The organism is Streptomyces sp. NPDC096311, from assembly GCF_044763085.1.
Lineage (GTDB): Bacteria > Actinomycetota > Actinomycetes > Streptomycetales > Streptomycetaceae > Streptomyces.
Genome location: NZ_JBIWFN010000002.1, coordinates 1 through 14,695, shown reverse-complemented (window position 1 = coordinate 14,695; position 14,695 = coordinate 1). Strand labels below are relative to the sequence as shown.

Genomic DNA, 14,695 nt, shown 5'->3' with positions numbered 1-14,695 from the left:
CAACCCCGCCGGGAGGTGAACCGCGTGTACGTATGCAGTTGCTTCGGGGTCACCGAACAGCAGGTCAAGCAGCACGCGGAGAACGGCGCCTGCACGCCCCGCCAGATAGCCTCCGCCTCCAAGGCGGGCACGGACTGCGGCTCCTGCGTCCGTAGCATCCAGGCGATCCTCGGCCGTGGCAGCTGCCCCCGCCGTGAGCTGGCCGAACAGGGCAAGCCGGTACTGGCCGAGCTGTCCCCGGCGCAGCGACTGGAAGAAGCCGCCTAACTCTCCGGCTGCTCGATCACCTGGGCGATGTAGAGCGCCTCGCCGAGCTTCTCCACCAGCTCCAGCTGGGTGTCCAGGTAGTCGATGTGGTGCTCCTCGTCCTCGAGGATCGACTCGAAGATGTTCGCGGACGTGATGTCGCCCTTGTTGCGCATCACCTCGATCCCACGCTTGAGGCGGTCGATCGCCTCGACCTCCACCTGCCGGTCGGCCTGGAACATCTCGGTGACGGTCTGCCCCACCCGGACGTGGAAGAGCCGCTGGTAGTTCGGCAGGCCGTCCAGGAAGAGGATCCGGTCGGTGAGCACCTCCGCGTGCTTCATCTCGTCGAAGGACTCGTGGCGCGTGTACTTCGCGAGCTTCGTCCAGCCGAAGTTCTCCTGCATCTTCGCGTGCAGGAAGTACTGGTTGATCGCGGTCAGCTCACCGGTCAGCTGCTCGTTGAGGAATTCGATGACCTCGGGGTCGCCCTGCATCGCAGAGGCTCCTTCCAAGCGGGGGACTGGGCAGATTGCGCCGCATCCTTGCATCGGCGTCCCGGGTCGTCCAGTAAGTGCACGCTTAGTAGGAGTTGCCCGATTCCGTACTGGGCTGGTCATGTGCACTGTCCCCGGTCTGTCAGGATGGAGTCATGGGTCAGCCGGTGGGACGTGGAACGGGAGCAGCAGCACAGTCGGAGCTTCCGCCGGGGCAGCGACTGCAGCGCGGCTGGCCGGTCACGCACTACGGTCCCGTACCCAAGTTCCGTCCCGAACGCTGGGAGTTCAGGGTCTTCGGCGCCACCGCCGACGGTGAGAAGCACTGCTGGACCCACGAGGAGTTCACGGCCCTGCCGTACACCTCGGTCGTGGCCGATCTGCACTGCGTCACGAAGTTCAGCATGATCGGGGCCGAATGGGGCGGTATCCCGGCGCGCACGATCCTGGAGATCGCCCCGCCCGCGCCCACCGTCACCCATGTCATGGTCTGGGCGGAGTACGGCTTCAGCTCGAATCTGCGCCTCGACGACTTCGCCTCCGACCGCACGATCTTCGCCACCCACAAGGACGGCGAACTCCTCACCGCCGAGCACGGCTTCCCGCTCCGCCTCGTCGTCCCCCACCTCTACGCCTGGAAGGGCCCCAAGTGGGTGCGTGGCGTCGAGTACATGACGGCCGACCGCCGCGGCTTCTGGGAGGAGCGCGGCTACCACAACATCGGCGACCCCTGGCGCGAACAGCGCTACTCCTACCAGGAGGAGCCCGGGGACGGCCCCGAGCTCTGACCCGGCCAGCCTCCTGAGGCGGCCTCAGCCGTCCCTGAGCTTCTTCAGGCGCTCCACGTCCGCCGCGTGCCCCTCCTTCCCGCCCGGCGTCTCGATGATCAGGGGTACGCCCTCAGTGGCGGGGTGGGTCATCAGCGCGCGGAACGGGTCCTCGCCGATGTGACCGGAGCCGATGTTCTCGTGGCGGTCCTTGTGGGCGCCGACCACGTCCTTGGAGTCGTTGGCGTGGATCAGCTTGAGCCGGCCCGCGCCGACCGTGTCCACCAGCAGGTCGAGCGTCTGGTGCATGCCGCTCGGCCCGGTCAGGTCGTGCCCCGCCGCGTAGATGTGGCAGGTGTCGAGGCACACGCCCAGCTTCGGATGGGCGTCCAGCGCCTCGAAGTACGGCCCGAAGTCCCAGGTGCGCGAGCAGAGCGAGGCGCCCTGGCCCGCGGTCGACTCCAGGAGCAGATACGGGTCGTCGTCATGCGTCAGCTCGTCCAGCAGGGGCAGCAGATGCTCACGCACCTGCTTCAGGGCGACGGACCGCTCCCGGCCCCCGGTGGCGCTCCCCGTGTGCACGACCACGCCGAGCGCCCCGATCTCCCGGCCCCGCCGCAGCGAGTGCCGCAGCGATTCCACGGACTTCTCGACCGTCGCCTCGGTGTGCGAGCCGAAGTTGATCAGATAGGGCGCGTGGACGTACGCGGGTATCGACTCGGCGGCACAGGCCGCCCGGAACTCCTCGTCCTGGCGGGGGCTGCCGACGGGCGTCGCCCAGCCGCGCGGGTTGGCGACGAAGACCTGGACGGCCTCGGCGCCCATCTCGCGTGCGTAGGTCAGGCCGACGGAGCTGAGGCCGCCGGCCACGGGGACATGGCCGCCGACGGGGTTGCGGAGCTGCTTGCTGGTCACGCTCTTCAGGGTGTCACGCGCTCCGGGACGGCCCGGCGGCGGACCTCACTGCCGAGGTCCCAGCAATTTGCCGTGGTCTCGGCGCCGCTTGTGGTCTCAGCGGATCACGATGGAGATCGTCGACCCCTTGGGCGCGGTCTTGCCGCCCTCCACCGACTGGCTCTTGACGTGGTCACCGAAGAGCCCGAGCAGCCCGCGGTCCTCGTCGACCTGGAACCCGGCGTCCTCCAGCGTCTGCTTCGCGTCGTCCACGCTGTCGCCCACCACATCCGGCACCGAGACCATCTCGGGGCCCTTGGAGACGGTCAGCGTGACGGTGTCGCCGCCTGCGACCTGGCTGCCCGCCTTCGGCGACTGCTGGGCGATCTGGCCCTGGTCGAACTCCGAGTTGACCTGCTGGGTGGCGATCTTCACCTTCAGGCCCGCCTGCTCGAGCTCCGAGGTGGCGTCCGCGACGGACGCGCCCGTGACGTCCGCGACCTCCACCGGGCTGCCCTTGCTGACGGTGAGGGCGATGGCCGAACCGGCGTGCCGCTCCGTGCCCGCGCCCGGATCCGAACTGATCAGGAAGCCCTTGGGAACGTCCTGGTCGAACTCCCGGGTGACCATGCCCGCGGCGAGCCCGTCCCCCTTCAGGACCTCCCGCGCCTTGAACAGCGCGAGTCCCGTCAGGTCGGGCACCTTCACCGTCTCCGGGCCGTTCGAGATGGTCAGCGTCACGGAGTCGTTGTCCCGGATGCGGGCGCCGGGCGCCGGGTCGCTGCTGATGACGGTGCCGCGCTTCACGGTGTCGCTGTAGGCGTGCTTGACCTGCCCGACGTCGAGACCGGCCTGCTCGATGCGCGCCGTGGCCTGCGCCTCGGTCTTTGCCAGCAGCAGCGGGACCTTCGTGAACTGGCCGGAATTGATGTACCAGACGCCCGCGCCGAGCCCGAGCACCAGCACGACCGCGGCGATGATCGCGAACATTCCGCGCCGGGGCCGTGAGCCGCTCCGCGGGGGAGCGGGCGGTCCGGACTCGAATCGGCTGGTCTGCTCGAACCGACTGGTCCGGTTCACCGGGTCGCCGGCGTCGCCGTCGTCCTCGTTCACCGGCAGCAGGCGGGGCACGGAGAGCGAGCGCGGGATCACGCTCGTACGGTCGCCCGCGTTGTCGTGCCCCACGGCGAGCGCCTGCGGGGGTATGGCGTCGAGCTGTTCGGCGGTGAGGCCGGCCCGCGCCTGGAGGACCTGGCCGAGCAGCGCCACCGCGTCGTGCGGGCGCACCTCGGGGTTGCGGGCGGTCGCCGAGGCGACCAGCTCGTCCAGGACGTAGGGCATCGAGGGCACGGCGGCCGAGGGCGGCGGCACATCCGCGTGCAGGTGCTGGTAGAGCACCTGGGCGGGGGAGTCCCCTGAGTGCGGCTTGCCGCCGGTGAGCATCTCGTAGAGGACGACCCCGCAGGCGTAGACGTCGACGCGGGTGTCCGCGGTGCCGTTCTCGATCTGCTCGGGGGCGAGGTACGACACGGTGCCAAGGACGGCCCCTGTCGTGTTCGTGACGGTGTCCACGGCTCGGACGAGGCCGAAGTCGGCCACCTTGACCCGGCCGTCGTCCCCTATCAGGACGTTCTCCGGCTTCATGTCGCGGTGCACGAACCCGGCGCGGTGCGCGGCGCCGAGCGCGGCGAGCACCGGCTCCAGGACGTCCAGGGCTGCCCGCGGCTGCAGCGCCCCGCGCTCGCGCAGCACGTCACGCAGGGTGCAGCCGGCGACGTACTCCATGGCCAGATAGACGTACGACCCGTCCGCGCCCTGGTCGAAGACCTGCACCACGTTGGGGTGCGCGAGCCGGGCCACCGACTTGGCCTCCCGGATGAACCGCTCGACGAACGAGCCGTCGGCGGCCAGCGTCGGGTGCATCACCTTGAGCGCGAGTACGCGGTCGAGGCGGGTGTCCAGGGCCCGGTAGACCGTGGCCATCCCGCCGACTGCGATCCGTGCGTCGACGCGGTAGCGGCCGTCGAGCACTTGCCCGACAAGCGGGTCCTGAAGGGTCGTATCCACGCAGGCGAGTCTACGAGCCGCCACTGTCACCCCCACCCTTCCGGCCAATTCCGGAGCGGGACTGCAGCCGACCTGTGACGGATCTCGCACGCTTGATCGATCCGGTCCACATGCCGTGCACAGGGAAGGTAAGGCAGCCTGCCCCGCCACCCCCCAGCCGCCAACGGCACCCCGCCCCCCACAGGCGACGCACACTTTCCAGCCGACTGGAAACGGGCGGTGCGCGGGCGGGAGAAAAAACACAGACGCCAGGTACCTAGAAAGCGGGCCGCTCAGGATCCAACCGCGCCAGCCCCTCCGCAGGAGACGACGCGGAGGCGAAGTGCCGCCGAGGAATCCGCCCCGCACGCCACGCGAGCCGCCCGGCTTCCACCGCGTGCTTCATACCCTCGGCCATCAGCACCGGCTCCTGGGCCCGGGTCACGGCCGACGCCAGCATGACGCCCGCACACCCCAGCTCCATCGCGAACGCCGCATCCGACGCCGTACCGGCCCCCGCGTCCAGAATCACCGGCACACGCGCGTGCTCCACGATCAGCTGGAAGTTGTGCGGGTTGCGGATGCCGAGACCGGACCCGATGGGCGACCCGAGCGGCATGACCGCCGCGCACCCCACGTCCTCCAGCTTCCGCGCGAGCACGGGATCGTCGTTGGTGTACGGCAGCACGGTGAACCCGTCGTCGACCAGCGTCTCGGCGGCGTCCAGCAACTCGATCGGATCCGGCAGCAGGGTCCGCTCGTCGGCGATGACCTCCAGCTTGACCAGCTCCGTACCGAGCGCCTCCCGCGCGAGCCGCGCGGTCAGCACGGCCTCGCCCGCGGTGAAACACCCCGCCGTGTTCGGCAGCACCCGGATGCCCAGCTTGTCGAGCACGGACAGCACCGAGCCGTGCGCCGCGGGATTCACCCGCCGCATCGCGACCGTCGTCAGCTCCGTGCCGGACGCCACGAGCGACCGCTCCAGGACGTCGAGGCTGGGCGCACCCCCCGTCCCCATGATCAGCCGGGACGAGAAGGACGTACCTCCGAGGACAAACGGATCGTCGGCCATGGTTCAGCCTCCTTGGACTGCGGTGAGGACTTCGACGCGGTCTCCCTCGGAGAGGGCCGTGGACGACCACTGCGTGCGCGGGACGACGGTTTCGTTGAGCGCGGCGGCGACGCCGGACGGCGCGACGGTGAGGGTGGCGACGAGCGCGTCGAGGGCCGTGTCGGCGGCGACGAGCCGTCGCTCTCCGTTGACGAAGATGTTCATACGGTCTGCTCCGTGAGTGCGGCGCTGAAGCGCCCGGGGGTGAAGGGGCGGGCCTCTTCCGGGAGCTCGCCGGTGGTCAGGGCGTGCGCCATGGCGTCCCCGGTGACGGGCGTGAGCAGCACGCCGTTGCGGTAGTGCCCGGTGGCCAGCAGCAGCCCGTCGAGCGCGGTCGGGCCGAGCAGCGGCGCGTTGTCGGGCGACCCGGGCCGCAGGCCCGCGCGCGTCTCGGTGAGCGGCAGCTCGGTGATCCCGGGCACCAGCTCGTGGGCGTCGCGCAGCAGCTCGTAGACCCCGCCCGCGGTCACCGTCGTGTCCCAGCCCAGCTCCTCGCTGGTGGCGCCCACGACGAGCTCACCGTTCTCCCGCGGCACCAGGTAGACCTGGCTGCCGCGGACCACGGCCCGCACGGTCCGGCTCAGGAACGGCGCGTACCGCTTCGGCACGGTCAGCCGCAGCACCTGACCCTTCACGGGCCGTACGGGCGGCAGTACGTCGGCAGGCACGCCCGGGAGCTTTCCGCTGAGGCTCCCGGCGGCGAGCACCACCTGTCCCGCCGCCAGCCGTTCACCGCCCGTCGTGACGACCCCGGCGGCCCGGTCCCGTACGACGGTCAAGCGCTCCGCCCACGTCCGGTGGAACTCCACTCCGGCTCGCTCACACGCCGTGACCAGGGCCTTCGCGAGCCGGCGCGGGTCGATCTGGTGGTCGCCGTCGACCCGCAGCCCGCCGCGCACGCCCGGCGCGAGCATGGGCTCCAGACGGCGGCACTCCCGGCCGCTGAGCCACTCCGATTCGAGCCCCGAGCGGTGTTGCAAGGCGTGCAGTTCGCGCAGGTGAGCCCGGTCGTCGGCGTCCAGCGCGACGGCCAGCGTGCCGCACCGGCGGTAGCCGAGGTCCTGGCCGCTCGCCTCGGTGAGTTCGGCGGCGAAGTCGGGATAGCGGCGCGCGGAGGCGAGGTTCAGGCCCAGCAGGGTCTGCTCGCCGTAGTGCAGCTCGGTGACGGCGGCGAGCATTCCGGCGGCCACCCGTGCCGCCCCGCCGCCCGGCTCGGGGTCCACGACCGCGACGGTGAACCCGCGCTGCGCGGCCCGCCAGGCGGTCACCAGACCGATGATCCCGCCCCCGATGACGAGGACGTCTGACGCACGTGCGTCCGATGACGGCGCATCCGAGGAACGTGCAGGTGTACGCGTAGGCGACATGGGCGTCCAGCCCCTCCCTTCGCCGGCATGACCCGGATCAGGTTCGTACGGTCGGAGGCCGCCAGCCTCCCTCTCAGCCCGGTGCGTCCGGGCTCCCGCGAGTGCTTTACGTTGGCCACCCTAGCCGCTGCCGTATGTCTCAGTAAGGGAGCCTCCGCCCATGGCCCGTACGCTCGACGGCCTGGTCCTCGCCCCGGTCGCCGACCAGGCCCCCGGGCAGGTCGGTACGCGCACCCGGTTCACGTACCACGAGAAGGACGGCGAGATCTGGGCCGAGTACGCGGGCGGGGACGTCGTACGCGGTCACCTCGTGGGGACGCGGGAGGGCGACCGCCTCGACTTCCGTTACGTGCAGCTGAAGCACGACGGCAGCACCTCGTCGGGCCACTGCGTGTCCGTGGTCGTGGAGCTGCCCGACGGACGGTTGCGCCTGGAGGAGACCTGGGAGTGGGAGTCCCAGGACGGAAGCGGTACGAGCGTTGTGGAACAGGTCACTGCGCACGTCCCCTGACTGACAGATTGTCAGTTGTCTATGGTGATCAGGTGAGCGAGCAGACGCGGGCACAGGTGCGTACGGCACGGCGGGTCGTCATCGTGGGCGCGGGCATGGCCGGCGTACAGACGGCGGTCGCCCTGCGGGAACAGGGATTCACCGGGAATGTGACGCTGATCGGCGCCGAGCCGCACCAGCCGTACGACCGGCCACCCCTGTCCAAGGCGGTGCTGCTCGGCAAGGCCGAGGGCTCCGCCTTCGACATCGACTTCGAGGCGCTGGACATCGAACTGCGGCTCGGCTGCGAGGCGCTGGGCGTGCGCCCCGCGGACCATGAGCTGGACACCGAGGCAGGACCGGTGCCCTACGACGTCCTGGTCCTCGCGACCGGCGCGGAACCGATCCAGCTGCCGGGCGCCGAGGGCGTTCCCGGCGTCCATCTGCTGCGGACCCTGGACGACGCCGAGCGGCTGCGCCCCGTGCTCGCCCAGCAGCACGACATCGTGGTCGTCGGGGCGGGCTGGATCGGTGCGGAGTTCGCGACGGCGGCACGTGAGGCCGGGTGCGCGGTCACGGTCGTCGAGGCCGCCGACCGGCCGCTGGCCGGCGCGCTGCCCGCGGAGGTGGCCGCGCCGATGACCGCCTGGTACGCGGACAGCGGGGCGTCGCTGCGCACCCACGCGCGTGTGGAGCGCGTCGAGCCCGGCGCGGTGATCCTTGACGACGGCACGAGGGTGCCGGCGGGCGCCGTGGTCGTCGGCATCGGCGCGCGCCCCGCCACCGCCTGGCTGGCCGGCTCCGGCATCGAGCTCGGTGCCCACCGCGAAGTGGTCGCCGACAACCACCTGCGTACCTCCGTGCCGGACGTCTACGCGGTCGGCGACTGCGCCTCCTTCCCGTCGGGCCGCTACGAGCAGCGCCTCCTCGTCCACCACTGGGACAACGCCCTCCAGGCGCCGCGCACGGTCGCGGCGAACATCATCGGCGAGGCCCCGGCGGCCTACGACCCGGTCCCGTACTTCTGGTCCGAGCAGTTCGGCCGCTTCGTCCAGTACGTCGGCCATCACACCCCCGCCGATACGACCATCTGGCGGGGCGACCCGTCGGGCGCGGCCTGGACGGTGTGCTGGCTCCGCGAGAGCCGCCTCATCGCCCTGCTGGCCGTGGGGCGTCCCCGTGACCTGGCCCAGGGCCGCCGCCTCATCGAGGCGGGCATGCCCATGCATCCGGACGTCCTGGCCGACCCTTCCCGCCCTCTGAAGGACGCCACGGCATGACCGCCCGGTCTGCGTCGCCCGGACGGCGGTCCGGGGGGCGCTCGGGTACCGAGTGTCAGTCCGGGATGGCAGGCTTGTCCCGTGACCGAGATTGACGCAAAGATCGATGCTCTCGTCCCCGCCTGGCTCACCCTCCCCGACATCGCCGAACAGCTCGGCGTCGAGGTGACCCGCGTCCGGCAGTTGGTCAAGGAGGGCCAGCTGATCGCCGTACGCCGTGGTGACAACCGCGCGCTGCACGTCCCCGCCGCCTTCATCGACGGGAACGAGCAGAAGGTCGTCAAGGGCCTGACCGGCACCTTGACGCTCCTGCGGGACGACGGCTTCTCCGACGAAGAGATGCTCGAGTGGCTCTTCACCCCCGACCCGAGCCTGCCCGGCACCCCCGCGCAGGCTCTGAGCGAGAATCGCGGCACGGAGGTGAAGCGCCGCGCCCAGGCGCTCGCCGTCTGATTCGACCGACCCTCCGGCGTACGGACCACGGCCGGCCCCGGACCACCCCGGCCGCCGCGGTCCGTACGCACCGCACCACGTCCGTAGGGTGCGTACGACATCCGTACGCACCGCACCACGGGGGACACACGCATGCCCGAGAACGCCGCCCGCACCCGCCTCGCCGACGCCCGCGTCTATCTCTGCACGGACGCCCGCAGGCGTCAGGGGGACCTCGCCGACTTCCTGGACGCGGTCCTGACCGGCGGCGTCGACATCGTGCAGCTGCGCGACAAGGGCATGGAGGCCGCCGAGGAACTGGAGCACCTCCAGGTCTTCGCGGACGCCTGCGCCCGCCACGGCAAGCTCCTCGCGGTCAACGACCGGGCAGACGTCGCCCACGCCATCGGCGCCGACGTACTCCACCTGGGCCAGGGTGACCTGCCGGTCCCCGCCGCCCGCGCGATCCTCGGCGACGAGGTCCTGATCGGCCGCTCCACGCACGCCGAGTCCGAGGCCGCGGCGGCCGCCGCCCAGGACGGCGTGGACTACTTCTGCACGGGTCCCTGCTGGCCCACCCCCACCAAGCCCGGCCGCCACGCCCCAGGCCTCGGCCTGGTCCGTTACACGGCCTCGCTCGTCACCGACCGCCCCTGGTTCGCCATCGGCGGCATCGACCTCGGCAACCTCGACGAGGTCCTGGAGGCGGGCGCCCGCCGCGTCGTCGTCGTACGGGCGATCACCGAGGCGGCGGATCCCGGCGCGGCGGCGGGAGAATTCGCGAAGCGGCTGCGTCAGGCGTAAGGGGCGGCCGCGTCAGGTACAGGCCGTGCCCACGGGCGCGTCGATGGTCGATGACGATCGGACCGGTTGTCCCAACAGGTGTCCGAGGGGTGGACAAGAAGTCGACAAATCGGACAATTGACGTCGGTTCGGTTGGGAGACCGCCGCCCCCTGACTAACCTGCGGGTATGGCCCTCGGATCTGCTTCCACCAGGACTGATCGCGCACGCACCGTGCGTGACATGCTCGCCACCGGCAAGGCGACGTACTCGTTCGAGTTCTCCGCGCCGAAAACCCCCAAGGGCGAGCGGAACCTGTGGAACGCGCTGCGTCGCGTCGAGGCCGTCGCCCCCGACTTCGTCTCTGTCACCTACGGTGCCGGTGGCTCGACGCGCGCGGGCACGGTCAAGGAGACCGAGCAGATCGTCGCCGACACGACGCTCACCCCGGTCGCCCACCTCACCGCGGTCAACCACTCCATCGCCGAACTGCGCAACATCATCGGCCAGTACGCCGACGCCGGCATCCGGAACATGCTCGCGGTCCGCGGCGACCCGCCCGGCGACCCGATGGGCGAGTGGGTCTCGCACCCCCAGGGCCTGACCTACGCCGCCGAACTCGTCCGTCTCATCAAGGAGTCCGGCGACTTCTGTGTCGGCGTCGCCGCCTTCCCCGAGATGCACCCCCGCTCCGCGGACTGGGACATGGACGTCGCGCACTTCGTCGACAAGTGCCGGGCCGGCGCGGACTACGCGATCACCCAGATGTTCTTCCAGCCCGAGTCGTATCTTCGCCTGCGTGACCGGGTGGTGGCGGCCGGCTGTACGACACCGGTCATCCCGGAAGTCATGCCGGTGACGAGTGTGAAGATGCTGGAACGACTTCCGAAGCTCAGCAACGCTTCGTTCCCGGACGTCCTGAAAGAGCGGATCCTCACAGCCAAAGACGATCCGGCGGCTGTACGCTCCATTGGGATCGAGTTCGCGACGGAGTTCTGCGCGAGGCTGCAGGACGAGGGAGTCCCCGGACTTCACTTCATCACGCTCAACAACTCCACGGCGACGCTGGAAATCTACGAGAATCTGGGCCTGCACCACCCGCAGCAGGCCTAGACCGGTCGCACCCACGTACGACACACTGCGTAGCGGCCACTGGGAGAGGGGCGTACATGGGCTGGACGGTCCTCTATATCGCTTTCGGCATCGTCGCGCTGTGGCTGCTCGGCGAGGTCCTGCTGCAGTACAAGGCGCGGTTGCGCTGGCGCCTGCTCGCGTTCGTGGGCTTCCTCGGTGTCGTCTTCGGCGTACTGATCCCCTCCGTGGTCGTCATCGGGCTCGGCGCGGCGGCCTTCGCGGTCGGCCAGACGTACGTCACCCTGTCGTTCCGCCGCGGTTTCGCGGAAGGCTGGGCCGTGGGCAACCGGCAGGCTGCCGACAGCGGCGTCGGCAAGGGCTTCGGCAAGAGCAAGCGACGCCGCGGCGAGGACCACCAGGACCCGGCGCTGGAGGTCTCCGACCTCGAAACAGCCGAGGGAGCCGAGGCCGGGGCCGAAGGACCGGCCCGAGGCGCGGCGTATCCCCAGGGCGACGACTTCACCCGCGAGGACGACGTGTTCTCGCCCGCGCACTCCGACCGGTTCATGCCGCCCGGCTCCGGCGACCTGACGGCCGCCGAGGCCACCGCCGTGTACGAGCCCCAGCCCCTGCCCGACGACACCGGCTCCTACGGCGTCTACAGCGCCACGGCCTACGCGGCCGCCAACGACCAGTCCTACGCCGCCGCGGCCCAGTCCCAGGACCAGCAGGCCTACGCGTACGACGGCTACTCGACCGGGTACGACCAGCAGCAGTACGGCTACGACAACAGCCAGCAGCAGTACGCGGCCTACTCCGACCCGTACATCGGCACGCAGACCTACAGCGGCGCCTCGTACGACACGACCTACGGTGGCGGCGACCAGCAGTACACGCAGCAGCAGGGCTACGACAACGGCCAGCAGCAGTACGCCACCGGCGGCTACGCCGGCGAGACCCCGGCCGGCGGCGTCTGGGTCCCGCAGCAGCGCAACACCGACGACCCCTACGGCGGCGAACTCCCGCCGGAGCAGCCCTACCCGTACCAGGGCAACGGCAACGCCAACGGCGCCGGGTACGACGAGCAGTACCGGTACTGAAGGCCGGCCCCTTCGGGCGGCCTTCGGCGCGCCGGTGCGCTCACTGAGAGCCCCGGAACTGCGGTCCCTCCACGATCAGTCCGGACACCAGGGCGCCTGACATGCCCGCGTGCGGGAGGCCGCCGCCCGGGTGGGCCCAGCCGCCGACCACGAACAGCCCCGGCATACGGGTGGTGTTCGACGCGTGCAGCAGCCGTCCGTCCGCCGCGGCGAGCGCCGGTGCGGGGACGGCGCCGCCGTCCGCGCCGGTCTCCTCCGCGACGTCCCACGGGGTGCGGACCTCCTGCCAGAGGATGCGGTCGCGCAGATCCGGTATCGCACGCTCGGCACGGGCGACCAGATTTTCGGCCTGGATGGCGAACACATCACGCGCAGCCCAGTCCGGGGCATCGCTGTACGCGGGCACTGTGGCGGTCAAGGTGACCGCTTCGTGGTCGCCGTCCGGTGCCAGGCCGGCGTCTCCCGGTCTGAGCACAGTGACCGTGGGCTGCGCCGAACCCACCGGGGCGTTGCTGTCATCGAACAAGCCCTCCAACTCCTCCGCCCGGTCCGCCGCGTGCACCACCGTGCGGTGTGCCACCCCCTCGGGACGCCCTCCGCGCAGCGCCAGGAGCACGGTCAGCCTGCTCGGCGCCCCGCGCTGCGGCGCGACCTCGTCACCGCCCCGTAGCGCCGTCCCGGGGACCAGGGCGTCGAGCGCTCCGGGCGCGACACCGGCGACCACGAAGTCGGCGTCCGCGACCTCGCCGTCGGCCAGCTCCACACCCGTCGCCCGGCCGTCCTTCTCGACGATCCGCGCGACCGGGGCCTCGAAGCGGAACTCCACCCTGCGGGCCACGCACCGCTCGTACACCGCGCGCGCCAACTCCCGTATGCCGCCGCGCACATACCAGGTGCCGAAGGCGTGCTCCATGTACGGCAGTACCGCCGCGCTCGCCGGGGTGACGCGCGGATCGAGCCCGTGGGCGAGGGCGTGGCTCTCCAGCAGGGCCGTGAGGCGCGGGTCGCGCAACTCCCAGGCGGCGACCTCGGCGAGGGTCGTGGCGCGGCGGGTGCGCAGCAGCTTCTTGTGCGGCACCGACGGGTAGGGCTCGCGTTCGGCGAGCACCGACCAGTGCGGCCACAGCGGCTCCTCCAGGAGCGGCCTGCGGGTGCGGTCCCAGGCCTCGCGTGCCCGCACCAGGAAGTCGCCCCACCGTGCGCCCGCGCCCGCCCCGAGGGCCTCGTCGAGGGCGGTGACGACGCCCGCGCGCGAGGCGTTCGGCAGACCGACCTCCGTGCCCTCGGCGAAGACATGGCGCGAGGACGGGTCCACCTGGACCAGCTCGACGCACGTCTCCAGAGGCTCCTTGCCCGTCTTGACGAACAGATCGCGGTAGACCGCGGGCAGTGGGAGCAGTCCCGGGCCCGTGTCGAACACGAAGCCGTCGCGCTCGAAGCGGCGCACCGCCCCGCCGTACGTCGCCCCGCGCTCGTACACCACCACCCGGTGGCCCGCGACGGCCAGCCGGGCGGCGGCCGCCATCGCGCCCATCCCAGCGCCGATCACCGCAATCCGTCCCATGCCAGCGACTTTATCGGCCGCCACTGACAACCCGGTCCGCGGTCTCAGTCGGGTGGCTGTCCCACCCGCTCGGCCAGGCGTTTCTCCTCCCGGCGCTGGGCCCTGCGGCGCAGGAACCGGCGGATCCGTGAGATCAGGAAGAAGAGCGCCAGCAGGCCCGCGAGCAGCAGCACGCCCGCGATGATCGCCGCGGCCTCGGGGTGGAACATCGCGAAGGTCAGGATCCCGGCGACCCCGAGATCCTCGGCGGTGCTCATGACGAAGTTGCTGAACGGCTCCGGCGAGGTGTTGATCGCCATCCGCGTCCCGGCCTTGACCGTGTGGCTCGCCAACGCCGTCGAACCGCCGATCGCGCCCGCCGCCAGATCGGAGAGCGAACCGCTCTGCCCGGCGAGCAGGGCCCCCACCCATGCCCCCGCCGCCGGGCGGATCACGGTGTGCACCGAGTCCCACACCGAGTCCACATACGGGATCTTGTCGGCGACCGCCTCGCACAGGAAGAGAACGCCCGCTGTGATCAGGATCTCAGGGCGCTGAAGGGACTCCGGGACGTCGTCGCTCAGACCGGTCGCTCCGAAGATGCCGAGGAGCAGCACCACCGCGTACGCGTTGATGCCGCTGGCCCAGCCGCTGGTGAAGACCAGGGGGAGTACGGACACGGACGCGATCGTAACCAGTTGACGACGGTGCGTCCTGGGCATGAGTGCGTACGACTGAGTATCCGTACCTAGTGAGTGAGATGAGTACGCGCGCGGATGGGGCCCGACCTGCGCGAAAGAGAGAGTGGAGACACGGAAAGGGGCGCGGCTCCGGTACCGCCGACACGGGGCGGCGGAACGGTCCTCGCGCCCTTGGCCGCTCCTTCCGTCGACTCCGTCGGCGGGAGCGAGGCACGGGGGAACCCGGGGGACGACCGAACGGGGGCCCAACGGGGAGTACGGGGGAGCACGGCGAAGCGGGGGGGGGGGGGGGGGGGGGGGGGGGGGGGGGCCCCCGCCCCCCCCCCCCCCCCCCCCCCCCCCCCCCCCCCCCCCCCCCCCCCCCC

Annotated in this window: 16 protein-coding genes and 1 riboswitch; of the genes, 8 read left to right on the top strand and 8 right to left on the bottom strand. The window is 71.2% G+C overall.

What is annotated here, in order from left to right; all coding sequences use genetic code 11:
- Positions 1-15 precede the first annotated feature (15 nt).
- Positions 16-267: a bacterioferritin-associated ferredoxin gene (locus ACIRA5_RS04655; RefSeq protein WP_403687286.1), complete on the top strand. Its 252-nt coding sequence runs from the start codon at positions 16-18 to the stop codon at positions 265-267.
- Here ACIRA5_RS04655 and bfr read toward each other — a convergent pair.
- On the bottom strand, positions 264-743 hold the full coding sequence (bfr, locus tag ACIRA5_RS04650) for a bacterioferritin (RefSeq protein ID WP_403687283.1): 480 nt from the start codon (positions 741-743) through the stop codon (positions 264-266). The two genes, ACIRA5_RS04655 and bfr, sit on opposite strands and share 4 nt — an antisense overlap.
- Before the next feature lie 155 nt (positions 744-898).
- Between bfr and ACIRA5_RS04645 the strand changes: the two genes are divergently transcribed.
- Positions 899-1,531 carry a sulfite oxidase-like oxidoreductase gene (locus ACIRA5_RS04645; RefSeq protein WP_403687281.1) on the top strand — a complete coding sequence of 211 codons (633 nt, stop codon included), beginning with the start codon at positions 899-901 and terminating at the stop codon, positions 1,529-1,531.
- A gap of 24 nt (positions 1,532-1,555) precedes the next feature.
- Here the strand turns inward: ACIRA5_RS04645 and ACIRA5_RS04640 are convergent, their stop codons facing one another.
- From ACIRA5_RS04640 to thiO, 5 genes are all read right to left on the bottom strand, one after another.
- The gene (locus tag ACIRA5_RS04640; protein WP_403687278.1) at positions 1,556-2,425 is read right to left on the bottom strand and encodes a deoxyribonuclease IV; all 870 of its coding nucleotides are present in this window, start codon (positions 2,423-2,425) and stop codon (positions 1,556-1,558) included.
- 96 nt (positions 2,426-2,521) lie between these two features.
- The gene (gene pknB / locus ACIRA5_RS04635; protein ID WP_403687275.1) at positions 2,522-4,471 is read right to left on the bottom strand and encodes a Stk1 family PASTA domain-containing Ser/Thr kinase; all 1,950 of its coding nucleotides are present in this window, start codon (positions 4,469-4,471) and stop codon (positions 2,522-2,524) included.
- Positions 4,472-4,727: 256 nt separating this feature from the next.
- Positions 4,728-5,522 (bottom strand): thiazole synthase, encoded by a 795-nt coding sequence (locus ACIRA5_RS04630; protein WP_352046613.1) that lies wholly within the window; start codon positions 5,520-5,522, stop codon positions 4,728-4,730.
- 3 nt (positions 5,523-5,525) lie between these two features.
- Entirely contained in the window at positions 5,526-5,726 is a 201-nt protein-coding gene (gene thiS, locus ACIRA5_RS04625) for a sulfur carrier protein ThiS (RefSeq protein ID WP_352046612.1), read from the bottom strand.
- On the bottom strand, positions 5,723-6,928 hold the full coding sequence (gene thiO, locus ACIRA5_RS04620; protein WP_403687271.1) for a glycine oxidase ThiO: 1,206 nt from the start codon (positions 6,926-6,928) through the stop codon (positions 5,723-5,725). Before thiO ends, thiS begins: the two co-directional genes overlap by 4 nt.
- Positions 6,926-7,037, bottom strand: a riboswitch (TPP riboswitch). It overlaps the preceding gene by 3 nt.
- Positions 7,038-7,088: 51 nt before the next feature.
- On the opposite strand from thiO, the gene ACIRA5_RS04615 reads away from it, so the two are divergent.
- The 6 genes from ACIRA5_RS04615 (at position 7,089) to ACIRA5_RS04590 (ending at position 12,086) form a co-directional block, all read left to right on the top strand.
- Positions 7,089-7,439 carry a hypothetical protein gene (locus tag ACIRA5_RS04615; RefSeq protein ID WP_054231514.1) on the top strand — a complete coding sequence of 117 codons (351 nt, stop codon included), beginning with the start codon at positions 7,089-7,091 and terminating at the stop codon, positions 7,437-7,439.
- Positions 7,440-7,471: 32 nt separating this feature from the next.
- Positions 7,472-8,698, top strand: a complete 1,227-nt coding sequence (locus tag ACIRA5_RS04610; RefSeq protein WP_403687269.1) for an NAD(P)/FAD-dependent oxidoreductase — start codon at positions 7,472-7,474, stop codon at positions 8,696-8,698.
- Positions 8,699-8,779: 81 nt separating this feature from the next.
- Positions 8,780-9,151, top strand: coding sequence for an Rv2175c family DNA-binding protein (locus ACIRA5_RS04605; protein ID WP_403687266.1), 372 nt, complete (start codon positions 8,780-8,782; stop codon positions 9,149-9,151).
- Positions 9,152-9,283: 132 nt separating this feature from the next.
- On the top strand, positions 9,284-9,934 hold the full coding sequence (thiE, locus tag ACIRA5_RS04600) for a thiamine phosphate synthase (protein WP_403687264.1): 651 nt from the start codon (positions 9,284-9,286) through the stop codon (positions 9,932-9,934).
- 167 nt (positions 9,935-10,101) lie between these two features.
- Positions 10,102-11,025 (top strand): methylenetetrahydrofolate reductase [NAD(P)H], encoded by a 924-nt coding sequence (metF, locus tag ACIRA5_RS04595; protein WP_403687262.1) that lies wholly within the window; start codon positions 10,102-10,104, stop codon positions 11,023-11,025.
- A 56-nt stretch (positions 11,026-11,081) separates the two neighbouring features.
- Positions 11,082-12,086, top strand: a complete 1,005-nt coding sequence (locus ACIRA5_RS04590) for a hypothetical protein (protein ID WP_403687260.1) — start codon at positions 11,082-11,084, stop codon at positions 12,084-12,086.
- A gap of 40 nt (positions 12,087-12,126) precedes the next feature.
- Here the strand turns inward: ACIRA5_RS04590 and ACIRA5_RS04585 are convergent, their stop codons facing one another.
- Both ACIRA5_RS04585 and ACIRA5_RS04580 read right to left on the bottom strand, forming a co-directional pair.
- Entirely contained in the window at positions 12,127-13,650 is a 1,524-nt protein-coding gene (locus ACIRA5_RS04585; RefSeq protein WP_403687257.1) for a phytoene desaturase family protein, read from the bottom strand.
- 44 nt (positions 13,651-13,694) lie between these two features.
- Complete coding sequence (locus ACIRA5_RS04580; RefSeq protein ID WP_067363688.1) at positions 13,695-14,309, bottom strand: DUF4126 domain-containing protein; 615 nt, start codon at positions 14,307-14,309, stop codon at positions 13,695-13,697.
- Positions 14,310-14,695 lie beyond the last annotated feature (386 nt).

Coding starts and splice junctions, on each gene's coding strand:
- bfr (WP_403687283.1), bottom strand. CDS start 743: ATGCAGGGCGACCCCGAGGTCATCGAATTCCTCAACGAGCAGCTGACC.
- ACIRA5_RS04645 (WP_403687281.1), top strand. CDS start 899: ATGGGTCAGCCGGTGGGACGTGGAACGGGAGCAGCAGCACAGTCGGAG.
- ACIRA5_RS04630 (WP_352046613.1), bottom strand. CDS start 5,522: ATGGCCGACGATCCGTTTGTCCTCGGAGGTACGTCCTTCTCGTCCCGG.
- thiS (WP_352046612.1), bottom strand. CDS start 5,726: ATGAACATCTTCGTCAACGGAGAGCGACGGCTCGTCGCCGCCGACACG.
- thiO (WP_403687271.1), bottom strand. CDS start 6,928: ATGTCGCCTACGCGTACACCTGCACGTTCCTCGGATGCGCCGTCATCG.
- ACIRA5_RS04615 (WP_054231514.1), top strand. CDS start 7,089: ATGGCCCGTACGCTCGACGGCCTGGTCCTCGCCCCGGTCGCCGACCAG.
- thiE (WP_403687264.1), top strand. CDS start 9,284: ATGCCCGAGAACGCCGCCCGCACCCGCCTCGCCGACGCCCGCGTCTAT.
- metF (WP_403687262.1), top strand. CDS start 10,102: ATGGCCCTCGGATCTGCTTCCACCAGGACTGATCGCGCACGCACCGTG.
- ACIRA5_RS04590 (WP_403687260.1), top strand. CDS start 11,082: ATGGGCTGGACGGTCCTCTATATCGCTTTCGGCATCGTCGCGCTGTGG.
- ACIRA5_RS04585 (WP_403687257.1), bottom strand. CDS start 13,650: ATGGGACGGATTGCGGTGATCGGCGCTGGGATGGGCGCGATGGCGGCC.